The organism is Chitinophaga filiformis, from assembly GCF_900102545.1.
Classification (GTDB): Bacteria; Bacteroidota; Bacteroidia; order Chitinophagales; family Chitinophagaceae; genus Chitinophaga; species Chitinophaga filiformis.
Map to the genome: position 1 here is coordinate 84,661 of NZ_FNBN01000010.1, position 21,645 is coordinate 106,305.

18 protein-coding genes are annotated in these 21,645 nt (G+C 45.9%); 6 read left to right on the forward strand and 12 right to left on the reverse strand.

The window, feature by feature from the left end; genetic code table 11:
* Positions 1-38 precede the first annotated feature (38 nt).
* Positions 39-1,253, forward strand: coding sequence for an acetate/propionate family kinase (locus BLR32_RS29295; RefSeq protein ID WP_089837413.1), 1,215 nt, complete (start codon positions 39-41; stop codon positions 1,251-1,253).
* The gene (locus BLR32_RS29300) at positions 1,234-3,600 is read left to right on the forward strand and encodes a phosphoketolase family protein (protein ID WP_089837415.1); all 2,367 of its coding nucleotides are present in this window, start codon (positions 1,234-1,236) and stop codon (positions 3,598-3,600) included. The genes BLR32_RS29295 and BLR32_RS29300 overlap by 20 nt, the downstream gene beginning before the upstream one ends.
* A gap of 318 nt (positions 3,601-3,918) precedes the next feature.
* Here BLR32_RS29300 and BLR32_RS29305 read toward each other — a convergent pair whose 3' ends face one another.
* The 4 genes from BLR32_RS29305 to BLR32_RS29320 form a co-directional block, all read right to left on the reverse strand.
* The gene (locus BLR32_RS29305) at positions 3,919-4,368 is read right to left on the reverse strand and encodes a MarR family winged helix-turn-helix transcriptional regulator (RefSeq protein ID WP_089837417.1); all 450 of its coding nucleotides are present in this window, start codon (positions 4,366-4,368) and stop codon (positions 3,919-3,921) included.
* Between the two features lie 36 nt (positions 4,369-4,404).
* Positions 4,405-5,322 carry an NAD(P)/FAD-dependent oxidoreductase gene (locus tag BLR32_RS29310; RefSeq protein WP_089837419.1) on the reverse strand — a complete coding sequence of 306 codons (918 nt, stop codon included), beginning with the start codon at positions 5,320-5,322 and terminating at the stop codon, positions 4,405-4,407.
* 75 nt (positions 5,323-5,397) lie between these two features.
* Complete coding sequence (locus BLR32_RS29315) at positions 5,398-6,390, reverse strand: PorP/SprF family type IX secretion system membrane protein (protein WP_089837421.1); 993 nt, start codon at positions 6,388-6,390, stop codon at positions 5,398-5,400.
* 4 nt (positions 6,391-6,394) lie between these two features.
* Positions 6,395-10,870: a T9SS type B sorting domain-containing protein gene (locus BLR32_RS29320; RefSeq protein ID WP_089837423.1), complete on the reverse strand. Its 4,476-nt coding sequence runs from the start codon at positions 10,868-10,870 to the stop codon at positions 6,395-6,397.
* A 282-nt stretch (positions 10,871-11,152) separates the two neighbouring features.
* Here BLR32_RS29320 and BLR32_RS29325 point away from each other — a divergent pair, with 282 nt between their 5' ends.
* The gene (locus BLR32_RS29325) at positions 11,153-11,587 is read left to right on the forward strand and encodes a DUF2147 domain-containing protein (RefSeq protein ID WP_089837425.1); all 435 of its coding nucleotides are present in this window, start codon (positions 11,153-11,155) and stop codon (positions 11,585-11,587) included.
* 174 nt (positions 11,588-11,761) lie between these two features.
* On the opposite strand, the gene BLR32_RS29330 is transcribed toward BLR32_RS29325, so the two are convergent.
* The 7 genes from BLR32_RS29330 to BLR32_RS29360 form a co-directional block, all read right to left on the reverse strand.
* Complete coding sequence (locus BLR32_RS29330) at positions 11,762-12,646, reverse strand: DUF5777 family beta-barrel protein (protein WP_089837427.1); 885 nt, start codon at positions 12,644-12,646, stop codon at positions 11,762-11,764.
* A gap of 8 nt (positions 12,647-12,654) precedes the next feature.
* A complete protein-coding gene (locus tag BLR32_RS29335) occupies positions 12,655-13,194 on the reverse strand; it encodes a YceI family protein (protein ID WP_089837429.1) in 540 nt (179 codons plus the stop codon).
* Positions 13,195-13,206: 12 nt separating this feature from the next.
* Complete coding sequence (locus tag BLR32_RS29340; RefSeq protein ID WP_089837431.1) at positions 13,207-13,608, reverse strand: c-type cytochrome; 402 nt, start codon at positions 13,606-13,608, stop codon at positions 13,207-13,209.
* Positions 13,609-13,619: 11 nt separating this feature from the next.
* A complete protein-coding gene (locus BLR32_RS29345; protein WP_089837433.1) occupies positions 13,620-14,033 on the reverse strand; it encodes an OB-fold protein in 414 nt (137 codons plus the stop codon).
* A 26-nt stretch (positions 14,034-14,059) separates the two neighbouring features.
* A complete protein-coding gene (locus BLR32_RS29350; RefSeq protein ID WP_089837435.1) occupies positions 14,060-15,475 on the reverse strand; it encodes an outer membrane beta-barrel protein in 1,416 nt (471 codons plus the stop codon).
* Positions 15,463-16,038 carry an RNA polymerase sigma factor gene (locus BLR32_RS29355; protein WP_089837437.1) on the reverse strand — a complete coding sequence of 192 codons (576 nt, stop codon included), beginning with the start codon at positions 16,036-16,038 and terminating at the stop codon, positions 15,463-15,465. Before BLR32_RS29355 ends, BLR32_RS29350 begins: the two co-directional genes overlap by 13 nt.
* Positions 16,039-16,260: 222 nt before the next feature.
* Complete coding sequence (locus BLR32_RS29360; protein ID WP_089837439.1) at positions 16,261-17,499, reverse strand: sigma factor-like helix-turn-helix DNA-binding protein; 1,239 nt, start codon at positions 17,497-17,499, stop codon at positions 16,261-16,263.
* Positions 17,500-17,625: 126 nt separating this feature from the next.
* Between BLR32_RS29360 and BLR32_RS29365 the strand changes: the two genes are divergently transcribed.
* A complete protein-coding gene (locus BLR32_RS29365; RefSeq protein ID WP_089837440.1) occupies positions 17,626-18,426 on the forward strand; it encodes an SDR family oxidoreductase in 801 nt (266 codons plus the stop codon).
* Here the strand turns inward: BLR32_RS29365 and BLR32_RS29370 are convergent.
* Complete coding sequence (locus BLR32_RS29370; protein ID WP_089837442.1) at positions 18,423-19,031, reverse strand: chemotaxis protein CheB; 609 nt, start codon at positions 19,029-19,031, stop codon at positions 18,423-18,425. The genes BLR32_RS29365 and BLR32_RS29370 overlap by 4 nt on opposite strands.
* A gap of 104 nt (positions 19,032-19,135) precedes the next feature.
* On the opposite strand from BLR32_RS29370, the gene ligD reads away from it, so the two are divergent.
* Both ligD and BLR32_RS34465 read left to right on the forward strand, forming a co-directional pair.
* Positions 19,136-21,145, forward strand: coding sequence for a DNA ligase D (gene ligD / locus BLR32_RS29375; protein ID WP_245705551.1), 2,010 nt, complete (start codon positions 19,136-19,138; stop codon positions 21,143-21,145).
* 30 nt (positions 21,146-21,175) lie between these two features.
* Positions 21,176-21,616 (forward strand): DUF6496 domain-containing protein, encoded by a 441-nt coding sequence (locus tag BLR32_RS34465; protein WP_089837444.1) that lies wholly within the window; start codon positions 21,176-21,178, stop codon positions 21,614-21,616.
* The last annotated feature ends 29 nt before the right edge of the window (positions 21,617-21,645 follow it).

Below are 21,645 nucleotides of genomic sequence, written 5' to 3' on the forward strand. Positions count from 1 at the left end.
TACTGTTAAAATTTTGTGCCAGAACAAACACAACGGATATGGATAATCAGGTTCCTGTTATTTTAACCATCAATTGTGGCTCTTCCAGCCTCAAATTTGCACTTTTTGAATTGGCTGACTTACGGCTGATCAGCCAGGGAAACATCCAGGATATTGGCGGAGAAAGCAGTATCCGGCTGATGGATAGAGCCGGTCATGAGGAGCGCGTAACGCAACCTATTGCCGACCTCGATGCAGCTATCATATTCCTGCTTGAACTGCTGAAAGAGAGTTACAGTCCTTACGCTATTTATGCTATTGGCCACAGGATGGTACAGGGAGGCATGGAGCATTATCTCCCCGAACTGATCACAGCCGATCTGCTGCAAACATTCGACACACTGATCCCGTTGGCGCCGGGGCATTTACCGGCAGAAATACAGGCGATACGCGCCTTTGAAAATGCTTATCCAGGTACGCCGCAGGTAGCCTGTTTTGATACAGCATTTCACAAAGACATGCCTTTTGCCGCCAGGCATTTTGCCATTCCCAGGAAGTTATGGAATGATGGTGTGATCAGGTATGGCTTTCATGGACTATCATATGAGTACATTTATCAACAACTGACGCAAGTGGCGCCCCAGGAAGCCAACGGCAGGATCGTTATTGCCCATCTCGGTAATGGCGCCAGTATGGCCGTGATAAAGGATGGCAGAAGCCTGGATACAACAATGGGATTAACGCCTACCGGCGGATTGGTAATGAGTACCCGCTCAGGTGATCTCGATCCGGGAGTGATCCTCTATCTGCTGAAGGAAAAACATTTCATCAGTGAAAGAGCGCTGAACGAACTGCTCAACAAACAATCCGGATTAAAAGGCGTTTCCGGTACCGCATCTGATATCCAGACCTTACTTGAGCAGGAAGCCAAAGATCCCAATGCCGCTGACGCCATCCAGCTATTCTGCTACCAGGCAAAGAAATACATCGGGGCATTAACAGCCGCTGCCGGCGGCATTGATACATTGGTATTTACCGGTGGTATCGGCATACATGCACCTGTCATCAGGGAGAGGATCTGTGATGGACTTGAATACCTGGGTATTGTAGTAGATCCTTTTCTGAATAATGATAAGAACGATATTATCTCTCCTATCGGCAACCGGGTCACCGTTCGTGTAATGGCGACCAACGAAGAACTCATTATTGCGCAGCATACACAACAATGCCTGCAGTCACATAAAACCATTCAATATGGCAACACTCACACATGAACAACTACACGACATTCATGCTTACTGGGAAGCATCCAATTATCTAGCCGCCGCCCAGATCTATCTTCAAGCCAACCCACTACTGAAAGAGCCCTTGTTACCCGATCATATTAAGCCTCGCCTGCTGGGCCATTGGGGCACCTCTCCCGGACTCAATTTTATCTATGTACATCTTAACCGGTTGATCAGGAACACCAATGCCAACATCCTGTTTGTATGCGGACCTGGTCACGGTGCTCCTGCTGTACTGGCCAACACTTACCTGGAAGGTTCCTATACAGATACCTATCCTGATATCACACAGGACGAGAAAGGTATGAAACAATTTCTTCGTCAGTTTTCCACGCCCGGTGGCATTCCCAGTCATGTGAGCGCACATACTCCCGGCTCTATACATGAAGGCGGGGAATTAGGATACTCACTGGCCCATGCCGCGGGCGCTATACTCGATAATCCGGACCTTATAGCAGCCTGCGTAGTGGGCGACGGGGAAGCAGAAACCGGGCCACTGGCAGGAAGCTGGAAAATCAATTGTTTTCTCAACCCGGTACGCGATGGTGCAGTCCTGCCAATACTGCATCTGAACGGGTATAAAATATCCGGCCCCACTGTAATGGGACGTATGTCAGACAATACACTCGCTACACCTTTTAACGGATATGGCTACGTGCCCTTGTTTGTAAAAGCAAAAGAGACAAACGATATCCACCAGGAAATGGTGGTAGCGCTGGATACCGCTTATGATCAGATCAGAGAGATACAGCAGCATGCGAAGGAGGGTAAAAAACGTCCGGAGCGCCTTCACTGGCCGATGATCATATTACGTTCTCCCAAAGGATGGACTGGTCCTGTGATGTGGAAAGGGAAACGTATTGAAGGTACCTTCCGCTCCCACCAGGTGCCGCTGGCTGATGTAAAGGAAGACCAGGACCAGCTGGCCTTACTGGAGCAATGGCTGCATAGTTATAAACCGGAAAAACACTTTACAGCAGATGGCAGCCTGCTACCTTCACTGGCGGAACTGGCGCCGACGGGCGACAAACGCATGGGTGCAAATCCGTATGCCAATGGAGGGAAGACGGTACTGCCGCTGGACATGCCCGACTTTACGTTATATGCGGTGGAAGTTACCGAGCCAGGAGTTACCATTGCAGAATGTACAAGAGAGTTGGGAAAGATGCTGAGAGATGTATTCAGGCTGAATGCTGACAGTAACAACTTCCGCCTGTTCTGTCCTGATGAAACCAGCTCCAACCGGCTGGATGCCGTATTCGAAGTTACCGACCGCTGTTTTATGGAACCGGTACTTGACAGTGATGACCACATCTCCCCTGACGGCAGGGTCATGGAAGTACTCAGTGAGCACCTTTGTCAGGGGTGGCTGGAAGGATACCTGCTTACCGGCAGACACGGCGTATTCCCCTGTTATGAGGCGTTTGTCACCATTGTAGACTCTATGTTCAACCAGCATGCGAAATGGCTGAAAATGTGCCTGGAAATCCCCTGGAGAAATGATCTGCCCTCGCTCAACTACCTGCTTACCTCCCATAGCTGGCGACAGGACCATAACGGTTACAGTCACCAGGGACCGGGATTCATCGATACCGTCGTGAATAAAAAGAGCTCCGTCGTTCGCATTTACCTGCCGCCGGATGCCAATTGCCTCTTATCAGTAATGGATCATTGCCTGAGAAGTAAAAACTATGTCAACCTTGTGGTAGCAGGTAAACAGCCAGCCTTACAATGGCTGAACATTGCCCAGGCGGCAGCACACTGTGCACAGGGAGCTTCTGTATGGGAATGGGCAGGCAATGATAATCAGGAGAAACCGGATGTGGTGCTGGCCTGTGCTGGTGATGTGCCTACATTGGAAACTGTTGCAGCCGCATGGTTACTTCGCAAGCATATTCCCGACTTAAAGGTGAGATTGGTCAATGTTGTGGATCTGATGTCGCTTTCCCCCAGGGATTATCATCCGCATGGATTGGAAGCAGCACTTTTCACTGAACTGTTTACAGATGATGCACCGGTGATATTTGCCTTTCATGGCTATGTGAGGATCATTCACGACCTGGTACACGGACGGCCTGATCCTGCAAGATTCCATGTAAGAGGATTTATGGAAGAAGGGACTACCACCACACCATTCGATATGGTAGTGCTGAACAAAATAAGCCGCTTCCATCTGGCTATCGCCGCTATACAAAGAACAGAACGAACACTGGAAAAAAGTGATCTTGTGATCAGTCACTTTGAAGATAAACTACGCATGCACAGTATATACATCCGGGAATGCCTGGAAGATATGCCTGATATTAAGGACTGGAAATGGGAAGATGTAAAATAAAAACACCGGAATAGGACTATTCCGGTGTGCTGCTTAAACCTACAACTGTTACATTATCTGTAATCAAATATTTTTCTATTACAAAAGTAAGAGAGGAATTCGGGATGCGCACTGTACGAAAGCTGGATTTTATTGGACAAATCGCGGTTTTTTATTAAAACCATCTCATTTTCACATATCTCAGAATATTATATGAATGAAAACACCGGGATAAGAATACCCCGGTGTACTACTTAAAACCTACAACTGTTACACTGTATGTAACAAAATCTTGATACTGTTATTAGTTAAACATTCAACTATTAGGTCAAAAAAAAGCTACTCTTCTTCGAGATTGCTTTTAATAACTAATAATGACCTGGTTACGTTTCTAATGTAATCTGCGGACAGCCCTTTGCTGACCTTTGTATGTAATTCCTGTATGATGGGGATGAGCAGGTCGGTTACTCCCCGGCCTGCTGCCGTCATGTGTATAATTTTATTCCTTCTGTCTGTGGGATCTTCTACTCTCACCACCAACCCTCTTTTAGAAAGGTTGTCCAGCAGGTACGTAATGCTTGTTTTATCCTTGTTCAATAAGTTGGCAATCTCCTGTTGGTTGATCTCTCCGCGTTCCATCAATGTGCTGATAACCTGGAGCATTTCAAAGGTCAGGTCGATATTCTGTTCGCGCAACCTGCGCTGCACAAAATGTCGCATGGAGTCTCTTACGACCGATACAGCCTCTCCTAATGCTTTTATATGAACAATTTCTTCAGGTGATTTCACACGCTAAGTTAGTCATTAAAATAGTTAAACCTACAACTATTTTTCAAAATCCTCCGCAGTGATCTGTCCGTTACACATACTACCTGCCCTGAGCCCACTGGCTGTTGCCGCCATCACCTGGTGAAACATAGGATGTGCTACATCTCCGGCCGCAAAAACACCCGGTACAGTTGTTTGTTGGGATTCATCTACTTTAATGGAACCCGCTTCCTCCAATTCACATCCCAGCTGTACCGCCAGCTCTGTATGAAACTGTATACGCGCAGCTCTGACATAAGCCGCATGCCTGTGATGCACCGTGCCATCTTCCAGTATAAGCCTGATACCATCTGCCTCATCTTCTATTGCCGCTACCGGTGTTTCTATCAGACCAATACCCCGCTGCTGTAACTTCGCCTGCTGTTCGGCGGAAAATGCACACTTACCGTTGGTAAAGATGGTCAGGTCTTTATTCAGATTATAGATAATTGCAATCGCATGATGGGCCATTTCATCATTACCGATCAATGCAATGGGTGTGTTCTTCACTTCCCAGCCATGACAATAAGGGCAATGGATCACTTTGTTTCCCCATAAAGAATCTATTCCTTTTATCTCCGGAAGAATATCCTTTACACCTGTAGCCAGAATCACCTTCCGGGCCACATATGTTCCTCCTGATGAAGTCTCCAGTCTGAAACCACCATCTTCCTTCGCAGCAGTTATCACCCTCTCCTGTGCTATGGTAACAGAAGGATATGCTTTCAGTTGTTCCCGTCCGATGTCAAGTAACTCTAATGGTGATGTACCATCCCGTGTAAATACATTGTGTGCATGTGCTGCCGGCTTATTGCGAGGTTCACCCGTGTCGAATACTACTGTTTTGCGTATAGAGCGACCGAGTATTAAAGCGGCGGTAAGTCCCGCGGATGCTCCGCCTATTATGGCGACGTCAAATTGCTGTATATTCTTCATGTAATAAAAGTACGAATGAAGAAGATTGCTGCCATAGGATTAAGTACGGATTCTATAGGACAAATCAAGGGTTTATCAGAAATATCTCGGACACCGTGTATTGTCTGCTTTGTTGTTGTGCGGAAATAAGATGCCGATAGACAACTCATGGGAACCTCGCTGGTAGCGCGATATCCCATTTGTAGAAAGATCATAGGAATACCCAAGCCGCATATTATCTGATACAAATACTTCTGTCATCAGGCTCACAGCGGTACCAGGATCTACCGATGAGGTTAATGCTGTTTTTCCCCACAGGTTTACACCTGCCCTATAGGAAGCACCCAGCCATAGCCGCTCCTGCAACAATACAAAAACATTGAGGTCGATATTGGTAGGCCCTTTCAGGTCTTCTTTGATCATCAATGAAGGTTTCAGTTTTACATCATCCGTCAGATACACCACAGTACCACCACTGAGATAGATATGCCGCGATTTACGCAGCGTAGAATACAGTGTACCATTACCGAAGTACATCTTACCACCTGTATAAGCCGAGAACAGGTCCATAATGGAGAAGCCTATAAAGGTCCTGTAAGTATTATAATAGATCCCAAAACGGGCATCCGGTACAAGTGTACTTTGTTTGCCAAGTGTCAATGCGGGATCGTCTGCATCTACATATTTACGCGAGCTGCCATCTACTGCATATTGTGTTACACCCACACCCAGACCAATGCACAAACGGCTGTCATTCGCCAAAGGGATACGGTAAGCATAAGAACCATACAAAGAAATAGACTCCTGCGGACCAAGACGGTCCCACGTTACCTGTCCGCCTAATCCGACTCTCTTTGTGTATACATCTGTAACGCCATCCAGCGCAACAGTACCTGTTTGCGGCGCGCCCTGGAAACCGGCCCACTGCTGACGATAGGTGCTATGCAGGTATAACTCTTCCCTGTATCCGGCATAGGCAGGATTTACACTCAGACCATTAAAAACATACTGACTGAACTGCACATCCTGCTGTGCCTGCGCAATGCAGGTCAGCAACAAAGAAATGAACAGTAAACAACCACCTTTCATAACATTATTTTTGGATCAGCTCTATGTATCCCTTATATACTTTCACAGTACGGGACATATTGATCTTAAGAACATAATAATAGATCCCTGCGGATAATCCAGCTCCTCCCCAGTTGTTACTATAATTGCCGGAGTAGTACACCTGGTTGCCCCAACGATTATATATTTCAAGTACAGAGCCCGGATACTGCTCTATGCCTCTTACCATGAAATAATCGTTCTTACCATCGCCATTAGCTGTTACCACATTGGGAATATAGAGATCAGGAGAAACCTCCACGGGCTTAATACTCGCCGTATTGTTGTCCTGATCAGGATCTGGTTCCTGACCAGAGACGATTGCCGTATTCTCCAACCATCCGCCTCTCGTAATACGGGTAGTGAATGATAATTGCAAAGGTTTATTTACATAAACTGTATCGATGTTCCATACTACTTGTCGCGTGCGGGTATTGAATGTAGTATTACCACCAGTAGTAGTAATATTCACCACATCTTCCAGCATATTTGAAATATCATCTGTCACGATCACCTGTGTAGCATGGTCCAGTCCTTTATTGTTCACGGTGATAGTGAAAGTCGCTTCATCTCCTATTGTTGGCGCATCTGCAATTGTAATGGATTTGATAATGGACAGGTCAGCAACAGTACTGTTGTTATACTTGATGCTCTTTGTACAGGTACCCTTTGTAAAAGGATCTGTTACGGTGATGGTGATGATTCCTGTTCCCACTACAGCTGGAGAGAGTGTGCTGAAATTGCCCTTGCCATCAGTATGTGTGGTAGTGAAACTACCATCAGGATAAGTGACGAGGATATCAGCACGTGGCATTGCTTTTCCTGCAATGGTCAGCAAGCCGCCATCCTGTTTTACAGGATCATCGACCAGGAATACAGGAAATAATTCTGTCAGTTTTACATTGATAGATGATGTACATCCGTTCTTATCTGTCACCGTTACACTGTAATCGCCTGCCGGCAGATTAGTGATCTTAATGCTGCTGGCGCCTGTGCTCCATGCGATACGGTAAGGCGGTGTCCCCCCTACAGCATTCAGTGAAAGGGAGCCTGAATTTTCGCCATGACAGGTAATATCTTTTGGTGTTACGATCAATCCAATAGGAGCTGGAGCCGTTACAGTGACAATTTCCGGCGCAGATATACACCCTTTCTCATCCATCACCTGCACATTGTAATCGCCTGCTGCCAGGTTGGAAAATGTGTTCTCTGTTTTCCAGTCGCCTGCTTCCATCAAAGCATATTTATAACCGTTGCCGGGCGCCTGTACGACAATACTTCCATCACTGCCGTAGCTGCAGGTTGCAGGTGTAGTAACTGCAGTGAACGTTGGCAATGGCGGTACTACCATTGTAAAATCAGTCTTATTGGTGCATCCACTGGCTGAAGTGATCTCATAGATGACAATTGCTGTACCGGGTCCTGTCCCTGTGGCATGTCCCATAGCATCCACCACCAGTACATTGTTATCACTGCTGCTCCAGGTACCACCAATGGTAGCGCTACTTAAAGTAGTGCCATGGCTGTCAACACAAATCATATTGTTACCGGTAATCGGTGCTACAACAGGCTTTCCTTCTATCGTCACCGTCGTTGTGGCACTATTTGCGCAGGCACCATTTGTGAAAGTGTAGTTCACGGTATACATACCAGGCGAACTTGCACTGAGATCAAGTCTTCCTGTCTGCGCATCAATGGCCAGTCCGGCGCCGGCACTGAATGTACCACCGGTAGTACCGGCCTGAATTACATCGGCAGTACCAGTGAAACAGTATACAGCTCGTCCGTAGGCGATTGTTGCCTTTGGAAGCGCATTCACTGTGATGTTGATATCTGTAGTGTTGGTACAACCATAATTATCTGTCACGGTGTAAGTAACAACAGCCGTTCCTGCCGATATACCGCTTACTGTCCCTGTGGCATCGATAGTAGCGATAGTGATATTATCGCTGCTCCATGCACCTGCTGCGGTAGTATTGTTTAACGTAATCTTTTGTCCTTCACACACAACAGGGCCACCTGTAATAGCAGCGATAAGTGGTAAACCATGAATATTAATATCGGCAGTAGCAGTACCTGTACATTGCCCATCATTGAATGTATAAGTGATAGTATGCGCACCTGCTGTACTTTTCTGCAGATCTATTGTACCGGTAGTCGCATCAATGCTTAATCCAGCGGTACCACTGTAGGTACCACCCGTTGTGCCAGTCCGGGCCACAACAGCAATACCTGCCGCGCAGAGATCTGCCGGATAAGTGATAGTTGCAACAGGTGGTGTATTAATGGTCACAACATCAGTAGCGGCGGAAGAAGTACATCCGCGTCCATCTATAGCGGCGACAATATACGTGAAGCTGCTGCCAGCAATTGAAGGCGCTGCAGTAGTATTTTGTGCTTTATCATCAGTAATAGCTCCACCGGTGGCAGGAGACGATGACCACTGATAAATATAAGGTGGTAAAGTATTAGCGGCGGTTGCAGATAATGTCACTGAATCTCCTGTGCAAATGCTGTTGCTGCCCACAGTTGCAGTCACTGTTGGCCGCGCATATATCGTCATGGTAGTGATAGCGGTAGCCAGACATCCTGTAGCATCTGTTACCGTATAGGTAATATCAGCATACCCTTCGCTGACTGCTATTATTTTCCCTGTAGCATCCACAGTAGCTGCTATGGGATTATTGGTGGTCCATACACCTCCGGGTGTAGAATTGGCAATAGTACAGGAAGTGCCTGCACAGATACCCGGCGTGGCAGGTGTCAGCGTGCTGGAAGGCAGTACACCCGCCATGGGGATAATCGAGATATCATCCAAAGCGAGATCGTTCCCGTTACTACCATTGGCATTATTCTGCAGGAAGATATCAGCAGTATTGCCAGGCGCATTAAATGTAAATGTATATGCGGTCCAACTGCTACTGGTAACAGCTCCTGTACTGAAAGAAGAGATCACCACACCATCTGTACCTGTCAGTCCTGCGAGGATTTCTGGTTTAACAGGAGCTGTCGGATTGATATTCGCTATCCAGAAATTCAGTTTGTACGGTTGGCCCGGAAGCAGGTTGGTAAGCCTTTTCCGGTAAAAAGCTTCCTTCTGCGCAGCACCATTCACAAGCATCATATTGCCTGTGCCGGTAGTATGATCCGTGAGTGTTCCCGCATTGTCTGCTGTTGCGATGGCATAGTAACCATCACCGATATTGTTGTTATTCTGATAGTGGTAAGATGTAGTGACTACAGGTGCTGTAGATGCAGTGCCAAAATCTTCTGTTGATATAACGCCGCATGCCTGCGATATGGCAATGGGCGTCAGCAATGCTCCACGTGCTATAACATGTACCACCTCCCCTGCTGCTACATTTATTGTTGACTGGGCAGTGCTGACAGCTACAGTTGAATTATTTGTAGGATCATACAGTGTAATACTTTCCAGGCTCCAACCCACAGGTGTTACTGCTGACAAAGTATAACTGCCTGCATCTACAGGTAGTATAACAGCATTGCCTTTATAAGGAAGACGCGGCCTTTCATCATCTATCCAGATGCTTTGAGGTGTGCGTGTATAAATTGTTCCCGCAGCATTGGATGCAGCAGATGTACACCATGCCTGTCCTGCAGGACCAGCAGTCATATGATTAAAGAATGTATAAGCTGTTGCATCAGGTATCCAGGTAAGGCCTCCGCCCCATTTATTGCCATTGGCATAGATCGTTCCATCATCATCAACCGCAACATCTGTAGTACCGGGACTACCAATGTTCGTAGCTATCCCTCCTGTAAATGGTAATGTAAAAACTGTTCCGCTGGTGCAGTAATAAACGATCTGTCCGGAGGAGGGCAACATATCCAGCCGGCTGGCGCCAGTACCTGTAGGAGCCAGTATTGTCCAGGCGTCAGTATAAGGAGCTGATACTCCGTCATTTTTCCAGATGCTGCCATCGTCTGTCACAATAGCAATACGTCCCTCACCATAAGTGATATCTGTTGCTTTCAGTCCGCCGTGTGCAGCTGCTGTATAGATAACCTGCTGATTACTACCATCAAAGAAATATGCGTTACCGTTAGCATCTACGTCAACAAACTGTCCGGGTCCTGCGCCATCCAGCGAGGTACCCGTAAAACCGGTAGCCGTCCACTGGCTGCTGCCAGCTATCCTGTGATAAATTTCTCCGGATGCTTCCAGGGATGCCCATAACTCTCCGTCTCCCAGCCCGTTAGCAGTGATGCCATGACTGGTCCCTATATCGTAGATACGGCCGGGCACAAACGGCTGATCATTCAGGTAAAAGTCCGGAATGATCGTTGGGCCTCCATTCATAGTGAACTGAAAATCAGGAGACGATTCTTCGTTTAGTGCACTGACATGTACGTAGATATATCCTTTTTGTGCTAATGTTGATGATACAAAAAAAAATACCGGCGACAAAGCTTTCAATAATCCAATGGCAATTCGATTCATAAGTAACTGGGAACTAGATGGATTCCAATGGTGGTCATCCACTAACTAAGCACAATCCTGTTCCTAATATAGAGATAATTACAATATAAATATAATATGATGATAAATTAATCTAGCTCTAACAGGCAGGGTATACACGAAACCATTGAGTTATATTACTTTCCGTGATAAGCGACAATTATAGAAAGCTGTCACCCGGTTGCAGGGAACGGCCTGAATATTGCAGTTGTTATTAAACCGGTATGGTCGGATTCCCTAAAACACCTTTTTAAACATTTAACAATGAAAAAGCTCACTCTTTTCTTGTTTACAGTACTGCTTACTGCAGGTAGCATTTTCGCACAAAGTAATGCGGGAGATAAGATACTCGGCACCTGGCTGAACGAAGAAAAAGATGGTAAGATCGAGATCTATAAAAGCGGCAGCAAATATTTTGGCAAGCTGGTTTGGGGTAAGAATATGTATGAACCGGATGGCAGCTCGAGAACAGATATCAAGAACCCTGATCCGAAACTGAGGAGCCGTAAACTACAGGACCTGGTATTGCTGACCAACTTCACTTATGATGACGGAGAATGGGAAGGCGGAAAGATCTATGATCCCAAGAGTGGCAAGACATATAGCTGTGTGATGAAGTTCAAGGGAAATATATTACAGATCAAAGGTTACATCGGTATTACACTACTGGGCCGCACCACTGTGTGGACAAAAGCTTAACTCACTATAAAAAGCCAGGCAGGCTGGGGAAAGCGGTGTTCTGATGAACGACTGCTTTTCTCAACCTGCCGGCCAAACCTGTTGGCATAGGTTTGTTATCCTATCTATCCCTAATGGTTCTCTTAGAACGTTCTATGCTTTTAACTGCGGTGAAGCAGTGATCAATTCCTTTCTTTACTTTCTGAAGTTGAAATTCCTCGAGATATTAAATCCGAAGAAGATATCCCCTTTACCCCAGCTACCATTTGTTTTAGACAGATAATAAGGTCCGATCATTCCATTGGAATTGGTGAATACCAGTTGAAATACGTGTCCACCTGTCTCAATGTCTACTCCGAGGGAAAGTGAATTATATGCCTTGGTTGACACTACCTGATCAGGTAACAGATAGTTGTATTCGGCTGTAAAACTCATTCTCTTGGTGAACTTCATTCTGCCACCTGCACTGATGGCAAAGATGTCATTGTTATCCTGTGGTGTAGCTACGAGGTTGTAATGCGTCCATGATGGCGCCACCTGCAGGGACAGAGCACTTGAAAACTTCCTGGCTATGAGTAGCTGGGAAGTATAACTGGTACGGAAACGCGTATTCAGAAAACTCTTATCCGTATATCGCTGTGTATAGTGTGTTACAAGTTCATAAAGACTGATTGAAACAGGTACAGAACCGGTGGTCTGACGTAATATCTTATACTTGATATTACCATCAAATGCTTTGTCAACAGAACTTCTGCCTACGCCTACGGATAACCTGTCAGTTATGCCATAATCCAGACCAAAGCGGATAGAAGCATTGTCCAGTCCGAACAGCTCGTAAGCACCTTCATTCAGCTTACCAAAACGGTGCATAATGAGGAACTGCAGGTTTTGTTTACCAGGCGATTCGACAGTAGGCATATTGACCAGCTGTGTGGCTTTGAACGTACCGGTTACGATATGCGGCTTATCAGCAGCATTCTCCGATTGGTTCAACATATTCAGCAGACTCGTATCCTGCGCTATGGCAGCTACATTTCCAAGTAATAAACACAATATGATATAACAGGCTATCTTTTGCATATTCAAAACTATTTTGCCGGCAGACACACCGCGACTATTTGTATATTAATTTGTGACGCAATCTTATCTTTTACCAGAGACGGGATCTTGATATTGAAGTCAGATGGTTTTACTGCAAAAGCAGATTTTGCAGTCACCTTTCCATCCTTTACTTCCAGTTCTCCGGGTACGGTAATTTGCTGTGTAACACCGTGCAGCGTGAGCTGTCCGCTTACCTGTACCTTATAAGTACCTGGCTTGTTAGGCACATCACCGGTGAAAGTACCGCTGAACTGTGCTTTAGGAAACTTTTCGCTTTCCACGTAGTTCTCATTATAATGTTCCTGCATCAGCTGTTTAGGAAACAGGAAATTCCGTTGCAACAATGTAAACGCGACGGATTTCTTTGTGAGATCTACGGCCGCGAAAGCCTGGCTGTTCTCAGCTTTGATATCTTCCAGTGGAGTTTTGGAAAAGAAGCTGACATTCCCGTTTCTGGTCATAAATGTCTGCGCCTGCATGGGCAGGTAAGACAGACAAACCAGTACAATAAAGCATATGGTTCTCATCTTTACTACAGTTTAGTTATTCAATGCACCATGATTAATCCAGGACCTGATCTTGTTGATATTACAATCAGACAATTTAGAACCACCCTGTGGCATAGCAGGATAACCGGCATCATGATTGATTACGTGCAGGAGATTACCATTATCAACCTGTGCTTTCACGCCGGCATAGTTACCTAATGATACACCACCACTTACGTTACCATTACCATGACAGCTATAACAGCTACCACTGATGATAGGTAATATGTTGGCTGTATACTTCATATTTGCGGTATCGCAGCTATTATCGCCGCCGCCACCACCGGGAGGATTGTTGTTAGTGACATCCTGTTCATTATCTTTCGAGCAGGAAACGATAGTCGTTGTGCATGCAATAGCAATTGCGAATAAAGGAAACAGTAGTTTTTTCATGATCAGTGTTGTTACTTGTTATTTATAATAGTTGCGTCGACAATACTTACGTCCATCAGCATTCCTGTACACAATCCTTTGATCAGCACTGACTCCCCTACTTTTGGAAGTTGTTTCTCTTCTCCCGGTACAATACTACAATTCACGCCCCCTGCACCACCTGCGAGTAATACAGATATTGATGTTCCTGTTTTCTGTACATCCGTTACAGTGCCTTTCACTTCCACCACCTTATTCACATAATTGCTGTTGGCCTGCTGTTCATTACTGGCAAATGCTTCATACAATTGCTGCGCACTGATATGTTTATCTGTGCGCGACTCTGCTGCAGTAGTCCTTGGCTTATTGTACAAATAGTATCCTGTTCCCGCTGCTATAAGGCAAAGCAATGCCCCGGCGAGAATGATCAATTTTCTTCGCGTCATGTTATAAGTCTTATTAAATACGGTTCTTATTTAAGCCGTAATGGCCGAGTGAGGCCAATGTTCATGCCTACACTCGTTACAGGCAGTTTTCCAACACCGATACCTTTTACAGGTATCATTGCATATGGTTCCACCCGCAGGGTTCCTAATACTCCTACAGGGCGTTCATAGCCAACGCCCAGGTGTACATTTGAGACCCAGTCTTTAGTGGCTTTCTTATACACCCAATCCCGGTCTCCATAAGTTCCATAGTATTCGTAACTATAATTATATCCCTGTTTTTTCATGATATACGATGACATCCCACCGTTTACATACCAACTGCTCTTAGGCCCTATTGCAAAAGTATACCGCACATTCAGCGGTATTTCATACATATTACACCATCCATCCACAGCCAACACCTTCATGTCGCTTGGCCATGACGTTTTTTTAGGATCGAAGTATTTGCCGTCTGAGTAATAGTATTTACGTTCATATATCACCCCGGTTTCCACTGCCAGTCTTTTACTGAACCTGTAACCGGCAACCAGTCCTACGTTATAGCCCACATTGGAAGTACGTTGAAATTTCACTGTGGTTATATCAGGGCTTGCAATCAATCCGTAATACAATCCTTTCTTCAGAGAAGCTGGTTCCGTTTTCTTCTTTGGAGCCTGCACAGTAGCATTGCTGTCAGACTTTGGAGCAACAGGTATCCTGATCCTGTTTGCATGCAGAATATTCACTTGCGGATACATCTCCCTGTTTGCTCTTCCATGGATACCATCAAGGCTCAGTGAAGTAGTATTAACAGCAGTTATCCCCGGCCTGGCAGCAGGATAACTGCTGTTGGGAATATCCTGTGTTACGCTGGCGCGTACAGTGCTATTCCCTGTGTTCCTGTTCACGGAGTATTGTTCACTGTCCCCTTTTGTCAATTGGTTACGGGTATGTTGTTCAGTTTTTACTGTAACCTCCTGCTTATCATTCCTGACTACATGTTCATATGTGTCCTGATGATGGTTACCGGTACCAACCCTGTTTACCATTAGCTGGCTTCCATTTATAGCGTCTTCACTATGCTGATTTGTCTGTACGTCATTGTTATTGTCTGCTTCCTGTACAGGTTGCACACTGTTAGCGTTAGTGTGATTGTTCACCGGTACAAGTTGCTGGTCAGGATGCTGTAATGCCAGACCCTCATCTCCGGAATGAAGACGTTCCCCGTTATACAGGCCTTTAACAGCTGTAATCAGCAGAATGACTGTCATGATCCCAAAGAGACCACGCCTGAACCACCAGCGACCGGTACGCCCGCCTGTAGCCGTCCCCTGCTGAGTGTTCTCAGCCTGCTGCAACCTGTTCCGCATAGCTTCCCAGTCTCCTCCGCCTGTGTTCAGGGGATAGTCTGAGGCCGCATTGCGGAATAGTTCGTCCATATCGTCGTCTAGGAGCTGCATACGTCTATTTCAGGTATATCTGTGTTTAATTTTTTCTGTAAATACGCCCTCGCTTTTGCCAGATTAGACTTGGAGGTCCCAATGCTGATGTTGAGCTTATCAGCAATTTCCTGGTGGGAGAACCCATCAATTACATACATATTGAAAGCCACCTGATAGGATGGTGGCAGTTCTTTGACCAGTACAATCAACTCCTTGTAATATAATTGCTGCTCCGCAGATTGTCCCACGTCCGGCACATCCCATACCTCTTCCGGTATGCCTCCGATCTCAGGTATCATGTTCTTCCGTCTCAGTTCATCGATCGCCGTATTGACCATGATCTTCCTGATCCATCCCATCAACATCTTTTCCTGGTCTTCTGATTCTTCGCAACTGAACTTGTCAAAACGGGTAAACACCTTCACAAAGCCATCGTTTACCACATCTTTGGCATTCTCATACCGGTATATGTACCTGAACACAATCTTAAAAGCATAGCCATAGTATTGCTCATACAATAACTTCTGGCATCTGGGCTGTTTATTAATGCACCCCTGTATTATGGTAGTCAGTTGTTCCAATGCTTTTCAATAAGGCTCACTTGTTCTATATACCTTCTAAATACGGAACCTTGAAAGAAAGGTTGCCTGAGGTATAAAATATTTTCCAGATAAGAATCCCACAGCTATATAAACAACTATAAACCAATAACTTTTAAAAGAAAATTATTCCTGGCCCTGGTATTATCTACCATAAAATTACACTTATTCCGGTTTTATTATCCCCGGGGTTGAAACCCCCGTTTATTTGAGTTCCTCTTTCCAGCTGGCAATGGCCGCTGTATCGGCCGGGGTGACTTTGAGGGAGCCTTCCTGGGTGATATCTACCTGCTGGCCGGGGCGCAGGGACAGGTCTTTACCTTCCGTCTGCACCCTGACAGGACTTCCCAGGGCGGTAATCACCAAATGTGAAGGGGTGGTATAGGCATGTATATTAAAATGAGTACCTGTTACGTCTGCATATACTTCATAACCGCGGATATGAAAAGGCTGCCCGGTGCTGCTGTTCGCCCGGAAACTGGCCTCTCCTTCCACTTCCACCACCCTTCCTGCTACACTATAAGTAGCAGGATACCTGACAGCGCTGCCCGTATTCATCCACACTTCGGTACCATCAGGCAGGGTATTCCTGGACTTATGTTGCCCGGAAGAAGAGATGGCCCTGAAAGACGCGGATCTCTCCGAGCGCATTACCATCAGGTAAAGCCCTGGCCCCACTATCAGGAACACGAGTGCAATAATGGCGTACAGATAATTAAGGCGGTGGGAATAGAGTCGCCTGATCAACGGGGTACTATCTGCCGGAATAGGACGGTCAATCGCCATCGCTTTTGATGCCATCGGCATCCAATGCTCATCAAAGGGGAAAATAACCGGAGGATATTCCTCCAGCAGCTTCGTTTGCTCCACGACCCATTGGTTATGCCGGGACGTTACACTGCTATGCGCCACATCCTTGAGGCATTGCCTCACCGACTGATGTACGGCGTTGATGGCATAAGTCACAGTGTCTACTGACAGCTGCATGGCAGCTGCTATCTGGGCGGGAGACATCCCCTTCAGCCGGTGCATTTCGTAGATCAACCTCCGCTGCTCCGGCAGTGATAGGATCGTATCATGGATAAGGGACTGATAAGCCTTGTAATGCTGTATTTCGGGAGGGACTTCCTCCTCATATTGTGGTATAGGAAGGGGTTCAACGGAGGATGTATCCTGCAGATAATTATAACATTCCTGCAGGGCTACAGAGCGGAGATAGGCGTCCAGGTCTTTTACAAGGGCCAGCTTGTCCCTGTGCAGCCAGACAATAATGAAGGTTTCCTGTAAGACAGCGTTAATACAGCGCTCATCTCCTTTCAGGACAACAGCCAGGTCAGCATATACCAAGGGGGCTACGGCCCTGAAGAAACGGGTAAAAGAAGTTTCATTGCCATCTGCAATACTCTGCAGTAATTCTTTCTCGTGGTAATTTGTCTCCACCATAATTCCGACGATCAGAACAGGAATATACGAAATATATGGAACCTGATCAAACCGTCCGCCAGTGGCCGGTTTCAGCGATCAATAGTAAAAGCGTAGCTTTGCGGCACCTTCAAATCATTCAGCAATATGAATTTCGAGCATAAAGTGGTATGGATCATTGGCGCCTCCTCCGGTATCGGGGCCGGACTGGCAAAAGCCTTAGCGTTACATAGGGCACACCTGATCATTACTTCCCGCGACTATACCGCTTTAAAATCACTGGAAGAACTGGTGGAAAATCGTACCCGTTGTACCATACTGCCAGCTGACATGACTGACAACGCAGGACTGCCACAGGTAGTAGAGCGTGCCATCAGCATCCACGGACATATTGATATTGTTATTCATTCAGCCGGTGTGGGACAACGCTCTGCGGCCGTTGATACACAGCTGGCTGTCTACCATCAGTTGATGGCTGTTAACTTCTTCGGCCCTTTGACCCTTACCCAGTACCTGTTACCTCATTTCAAAAGACAGGGTCATGGACATGTGGTAGCCATCAGTAGTATGTCGGGCCTGATGGGCTTTCCATTGCGTAGTGGTTATGCTGCTTCCAAACATGCATTGAAAGGATATTTTGAAACCCTGCAGGTAGAACATACCCTGGACAACTTTTATGTGACTATTGTAAGTCCCGGCAGGATTAAAACAGGATTATCCCTGTCTGCACTAACAGGAGACGGAGCACCTTATGACAAGATGGACAAAGGCCAGCTGAATGGCATTCCTGTCAATGAATGCGTTGTCAGAATACTGAAGGCCATCAGCCATAAAAAGAAGCATGTGATCATTGCCAAAAGCGAACACTTACTGTACTTGCTGCGCATACTGATCCCATCTGCCTATTATCGCATTGCAAGAAGAAGAGGATTGCAGGCAGACAATTAACTTGCGATCTCCATATCCTTGCCACTATCCTCGTTTCCCTGACAGAGCTTCGCCATCATTCGCGCCAGTTCAGTAGGTTGCATTACTGCGGCAGGATTATTTCCTCTGATTGTCGCCTCCGGCATACCTTTGAATAAAGTAGATGAAGGATCCTGTACAAACACCTTACCTCCATGCTCGTCTATCGCCCTTGCCCCTTCCAGGCCATCCCAGCCCATACCCGCCAGAATAATACCTATTGCTTTGGACCCGGCATAAACAGCGAGCGACTTTAAAAAAATGTTTACAGCATAGTTAACGATCTGCTCAGGCCTCCGTGGAATAAGCTTGAATACACCATCTTCAATCTGAACAAATTTACCTTCCGGCATCAAATAGATATGGTCAGGTTCTATTTTCGTATCATGACCTATACGTACTATCGGCAGCCGGGTACGCGGTTGCAGCAGTTTATCAAGCATGCTCTTATAACTTCTTGATAAGTGCTGTACGATTACGTAGGCGACACCGGTTCTTTCCGGTAAATTGCTAAAGAATATTCTTAAGACGTCCAGGCATCCCGCAGAACATCCTAATCCTGCAATGTGGAATTTGGGTTTTACCATCTCTCTTGAACTTTGTTAAAAACTCTCTTTCAAAAACCGGGCTGAACGAGTGCTCATGAGATTGCTGGAGCATATACTGGTAAGATCTTTGAGCTTATCTGTATATGCGTAAAAAGTCCTCATCTTCAACACCCGCGGGACGCACAAAGGCTAAGTTCCCTGCTACGGTATCGCCCATGCTGGCTACACTGGTAGAAAAACCAGTAGAAGAGCCGGGATGGATGTATGAGGTAAAATGGGATGGGTATCGTGCTATCGCCTTGCTGAATAAAGGAGAAGTACAACTCATTTCACGCAACAATAAATCATTCGATGAGAAATTCTATCCTGTGCACAATGCGTTAAAGGCATGGAACATTAATGCAGTAGCTGATGGAGAGATAGTGGTGCTCAATGAAAGCGGGACTTCCAGTTTCGGTGATCTGCAAAACTGGAGAAGTGAAGCCGATGGTGAATTGATCTATTATGTATTTGATCTTTTGTGGCTGAATGGGTATGACCTTACACAGTTACCTCTGATACAGCGCAGGGAATTGTTAGAAAAGCTATTTCCGGCTCCGGATATTATCAGGTTCAGCGCCGGCTTTCATACTTCTCCTTCAGAGTTTCTATCAGCAGCCACCTCACTGGGACTGGAGGGAATTATTGCCAAAAAGGAAGATAGTCTTTACTATCCCGGTATACGCACAACGGAGTGGTTAAAGATCAAGATCAATAAAAGACATGAAGTAGTGATAGGCGGATACACCCGTAATGAAAACTCTTCCAAGCCTTTCAGCTCATTGCTGGTAGGTGTGTTTGATGATGGTAAATTGCAATATACCGGTAAAATAGGCACTGGGTTTTCCTCCGCCAGACAGAAGGAAATGATGCAGTTATTCAAACCGCTGACCATCAAAAAATCTCCCTTTACAACGGTTCCTGATGTCAATAAACCTTCCCGCTTCAGGCCCAATCCTCCGAAGGCAGTAGCCACCTGGCTAAAGCCGGAGCTGGTATGCGAAGTAAGTTATGCAGAGATCACTTCTGATGGTGTAATGCGTCACCCTTCATTCGAAGGTATGCGGGAAGATAAGGCAGCAAAAGATGTAATCAGAGAAGCCCCCCAGCCGGTTAAAAAAGCAGCAAAGAAAACGGGTACCGCTATTTCGCAACAGCTATTAACACCCGTGATTGGCGGTAACCGTAAAACCTTACTCAATCCATCGGAAGATACACAAGTCAGGAAGATCAATAAACATGAACTGAAGTTTTCCAATCTTAATAAAATATTCTGGCCGGAAGAGAAATTCACCAAACGGGACATGCTGAATTACTATTACCAGGTTGCGCAATACATTGTACCATATCTGAAAGACCGGCCCCAGTCGCTCAACAGGTTTCCCAACGGCATAAAAGGCAAGAGCTTTTATCAGAAAGATGTAACAGGGAAAGCGCCCGACTGGATCAAGACCTTTCCCTATCATACCAGTGATGGGGAAGACAAAAACTTCATGGTGGGTACAGATGAAGCCAGCCTGTTATATATGGCTAACCTGGGCAGCATTGAAATGAACCCCTGGAACAGCAGGATACAAAAACCGGATTACCCCGATTGGTGTATTATTGATCTGGATCCAACAGAAAAGAATACCTTTGAGCAGGTAATAGAAACAGCGCTTGTCACCAAAGAAGTTCTTGACAGTATCAAAGCCCCTGGATATTGCAAAACATCTGGTTCCACCGGCATCCATATCTACATTCCTTTAAACGCAAAATATACTTACGATGAATGCCAGTTGTTCGGTAAATGGATCGCTACACAGGTACATGCTGCCTTGCCTGCATTTACCAGTATAGAGCGTATGACACAGAACAGGCGGGGCAAGATATATGTTGACTACCTGCAGAACAGGCCCAAAGCTACACTGGCTGCTCCATACTCCTTACGGCCAAAGCCAGGTGCAACAGTGTCCATGCCTTTACATTGGGAAGAAGTAAAAAAGGGACTACAGATGAAAGACTTCAATATTGCCAATGCTGTTGCCCGGATCAATGAAATGGGTGATATATTCAAACCAGTACTCGGCAAGGGAATTGATATGAAGAAGATACTACGTGATATGCAACCATAAGTTTATTTATTAACCTTTAAATTCTACATTATGGCAAAGTATTCAAAAAAGAGCCAGGACAAGGTGGAAGAGAATATGCATGAAATGAAGGAAGGCAAACTGAAAAGCGGCAGAAGTGGCAGGAAAGTCACTAATCCCAAACAAGCTATCGCTATAGGCTTATCAGAAGCCAGAAAAGAAGGTGCTAAAGTACCAAAGAAAGCTGCTGCAAAGAAGAGAGCTACACCGAAGAAAAAAGCGGCCGCCAAAAAAGCAGCACCTAAAAAGAAAGCCGCTGCAAAGAAACGGGCTACACCAAAGAAGAAAGCTGCTGCTAAAAAAGCTGCTCCAGGGAAAAAGGCTGCAGCGAAAAAGGCAACAGCTAAAAGAGCTACAGCAAAGAGAGCCACAGCTAAAAAGGCGTCGCCTAAAAAGAAGGCGGCTGCAAAGAAACGGGCTACGCCTAAGAAGAAAGCTGCTACGAAGTCTTAAAAATTATATGTCAGCCATCAGCAATTAAA